Origin of the sequence: Aquipuribacter hungaricus, assembly GCF_037860755.1 — a bacterium.
Taxonomy (GTDB): Bacteria; Actinomycetota; Actinomycetes; order Actinomycetales; family JBBAYJ01; genus Aquipuribacter; species Aquipuribacter hungaricus.
Genome location: NZ_JBBEOI010000316.1, coordinates 1 through 3,400, shown reverse-complemented (window position 1 = coordinate 3,400; position 3,400 = coordinate 1). Strand labels below are relative to the sequence as shown.

4 protein-coding genes are annotated in these 3,400 nt (G+C 78.9%); 3 read left to right on the top strand and 1 reads right to left on the bottom strand.

Annotation, left to right across the window (positions count from 1 at the left end; translation table 11 throughout):
• The coding region (locus tag WCS02_RS18870) for a PspC domain-containing protein (protein WP_340295829.1) at positions 1 to 828 on the bottom strand (828 nt) is incomplete at its 3' end.
• Positions 829 to 968: 140 nt separating this feature from the next.
• Here WCS02_RS18870 and WCS02_RS18865 point away from each other — a divergent pair.
• The 3 genes from WCS02_RS18865 to WCS02_RS18855 all read left to right on the top strand — a co-directional run.
• Entirely contained in the window at positions 969 to 2,294 is a 1,326-nt protein-coding gene (locus tag WCS02_RS18865; protein WP_340295828.1) for a PspC domain-containing protein, read from the top strand.
• Positions 2,291 to 2,956 (top strand): response regulator, encoded by a 666-nt coding sequence (locus WCS02_RS18860; RefSeq protein ID WP_340295827.1) that lies wholly within the window; start codon positions 2,291 to 2,293, stop codon positions 2,954 to 2,956. Before WCS02_RS18865 ends, WCS02_RS18860 begins: the two co-directional genes overlap by 4 nt.
• A partial coding sequence (locus WCS02_RS18855) for a putative RNA methyltransferase (RefSeq protein ID WP_340295826.1) occupies positions 2,929 to 3,400 on the top strand: 472 nt, incomplete at its 3' end. The genes WCS02_RS18860 and WCS02_RS18855, both read left to right, overlap by 28 nt.

Sequence of the window (3,400 nt, the reverse complement as noted above, 5' to 3'; positions counted from 1 at the left end):
GGCGGCCGACAGCGCGGGGCCGGGACCCTTGCGGCCGGCGCGCACCGGGCGGGGCGGGCGGGGCGCGGGGGGCGCGCCGTAGGACGAGCGGCCGTAGGTGGTGGCCGGAGCGGCCCAGGCGGTCGAGCCGCTCCCGGGGTTGCCGTCAGCCGTCGCTGCGGTGGTGGTCGTGCCGCCGCCGGTCCACGAGGTCCAGTCGGTCTCCGAGGCCCAGGCGGACTGCCCGGCCCACGTCTGGCCCGGCTGCGGAGAGGGGCCCGTGGCCTTGTCGACGAGCCCGCGCAGCTGCGGGAGCAGGGCGAGGCCGACCAGGAGCAGGGTGCCGACCACGATCGCGCCGACGACGTCCCCGCCGCTGACCAGGTCGCCGCCGGCGAACAGGCCCCAGGGGCTCGGCGTGACGACGGCCAGCACCACCAGGGCCACCGCGCCGACCGCGGTGCCGGTGAGGTCGCCGCGGCTGGCCCGCTCGAGCTCGATGCGGCCGTCGTGGTCGGGCAGCAGGACGAGCGCCAGGCCGTAGGCGACCAGGCCGACCCCGCCGAGCAGCAGGGACGCCGCGAGGAGCACGCGCAGCAGCACCGGGTCGATGCCGAGCCGGCGGGCGACGCCGGAGCAGACGCCGCCGAGCCAGCGGTCGTCCAGGGGGCGGCGGACGCCGGAGCGCCGGAGCACGTCCCAGAGCTGGTCGGCCCCGCGGGACGTCGGGCCGCCCGGCGTGGGACCGCTGGGCGTCGGGCCGCTCGGCGTGGGGCCGCCGGGCGGGGGACCCGGGGCCGGAGGAGGGGTGGTCGCGTCGGCCGGGGGCGTCCCGGTGCTCTCTGTCATGGCTCGATCGTGGCCGCGGGCCGTGCCCCGCCACATCGGGGACAACCCTGGACCGACCCTGGTCCGCGACCCCCGGGGGCAGGGCCGGACCAGGGTCGTCCCCTGGTCCGCGGCGGCCCGGTCGGGGGCAGGATGGCCGGATGGTCCCCGCCGTGCGCCCGCCGCTGCGCCGCCGCGAGGCGGGCAGGGTCGTGGCCGGGGTCGCCGCCGGGCTGGCCGCGCACCTGGGCGCGCCGGTGCGCACGGTGAGGATCGTGGCCGTCTGCGCCGGCTTCGCGATGGGCGTCGGCGTCGTGGCCTACCTGCTGCTGTGGCTCGTGCTGCCCGTGGACGGCCCCGCCGGGACCCGGGCAGGAGGGCCCGCCGGTGACGGGACCCCGGCGACGGGGACGCGTGCGCCGCTGCGGGTGGACGGCGAGACCGGGTCGTGGCTGCTGTGGGGGGTCGTGCTCACCGTGCTCGGCGGCGCGGCGCTCGTGCAGCGCGCCGGCGTCGGCGTGCCGGTGCCGACCCTGCTCGCCGGGACCGTGGCGGTCACCGGCGCGGTCATCGCCTGGACGCACCTGGACACCGGGGACCGGCGGCGCTGGGTGAGCGGGGCGACCGGCGGCACCCCGCGCGGCGCGCTGCGGCTGGTCCTCGGGCTGGGGCTCGCCGCGACCGGCCTGCTGCTGCTCGCGCTCACCGGCAGCGAGGCCTCGGTGCTGCGGCCGGCGGCGCTGGCCACCATGGCCGTCCTCGGCGGGCTCGGCCTGCTGCTCGCCCCCTGGGCGCTGCGGCTGTGGCGTGGGCTCGAGGCCGAGCGCGCGGCACGGGTCCGGGAGACCGAGCGCGCCGACATCGCCGCCCACCTGCACGACTCGGTCCTGCAGACCCTCGCCCTGATCCAGCGCCGCAGCGACGACCCGGCCGAGGTGGCCCGGCTCGCCCGGGCCCAGGAGCGCGAGCTGCGCGGCTGGCTGTACGGCTCCCGCGCCGCCCAGGCCCGCGGCGCGCTGCCCGGGTCGCAGGTGGCGGAGCCGCTCTCGCTCGCGGCCGCCGTCGAGCGGGCCGTCGCCCAGGTCGAGGACACCCACGCGGTCCCCGTCGAGGTGGTCGTCGTCGGCGACCGGGCCACCGATGCCCGCACCGACGCGCTCGTCCTCGCCCTGCGCGAGGCCGCCACGAACGCCGTCCGCCACGCCCGCCCCCCGGTCCGGGTCTACGTCGAGGTCGCCGACGACGCGGTCCAGGCCTACGTCTCCGACCGTGGCGACGGCTTCGACGTGGACGCGGTGCCCGAGGACCGGCTCGGCGTCCGCGAGTCGGTGCTCGGCAGGATGCGGCGCGCGGGAGGCTCGGCCCGGGTCCGGCGCCCGGCCGCCGGCGGCACCGAGGTCGTGCTCGAGCTCCCGGTCCTCGCGCCGGTCCCCCAGCAGCCCGTCCAGCACCCGGTCCAGCACCCGCACGAGCAGGAGGCGCGATGACGACCGTGAGGCTCGTCCTGGTCGACGACCACCGGATGGTCCGCACCGGCGTGCGCGCCGAGCTCGAGGACGACCTCGAGGTCGTCGGCGAGGCCGCCGACGTCGACGCGGCCGTCCAGCAGGTGAGGAGCACGCTGCCCGACGTCGTGCTGCTCGACGTCCACCTGCCCGGCGGGCAGGGCGGCGGCGGGGCCGAGGTGCTGCGCCGCTGCGCCGGGCTGCAGACCGCCGCCGGGCAGCCCGTGCGCTTCCTCGCCCTCAGCGTGAGCGACGCCGCGGCCGACGTCATCTCCGTCATCCGCGCCGGGGCCCGCGGCTACGTCACCAAGACCATCGACGGGCGCGAGCTGTCCCAGGCGGTGCGGCGGGTGGCCGAGGGCGACGCCGTGTTCTCGCCGCGGCTGGCCGGCTTCGTCCTCGACGCCTTCGGCACCGGTGCGGCCGACGTCGCCGCCGTCGACGACGAGCTCGACCGGCTCACCGCGCGCGAGCGGGAGGTCATGCGGCTCATCGCCCGCGGCTACTCCTACCGCGAGGTCGGCACCGAGCTGTTCATCTCGGTGAAGACCGTGGAGACCCACGTCAGCTCGGTGCTGCGCAAGCTCCAGCTGTCGTCGCGGCACGAGCTCAGCCGGTGGGCCGCCGAGCGGAGGATCGTCTGAGCGCGCTCGACGACGTCCTGCCGGTCCTGCGCTGCCCGGTCTGCGGGGCGGTGCTCGGTCCGCTCGAGGGGGACGGGGGGCCGCGGGTGCTCGGGTGCACCGCCGGCCACCGCTTCGACGTCGCGCGGCAGGGGCACGTCGTCCTCGTCCCCGGCGGCTCGCGGCTGCGCGCCGACACGGCCGCGATGGTCGCGGCGCGGCTGCGGGTCATGGCCTCGGGGACCTTCGACCACGTCCGGGCCGCGCTCGCCGGCGCGTGCGCGGAGGCCGGCACGGGGACGGGTCTCGTCCTGGACCTGGGGGCGGGACCGGGGACGTACACCGCCGCCGTGCTCGACGCCCTGCCCCTGCACCAGGGCCTCGCCCTCGAGCTGTCCGTGCCGGCGCTGCGCGCCGCCGCCCGGGCCCACCCCCGGCTCGCCGCGGTCGGCGCCGACCTCAGCC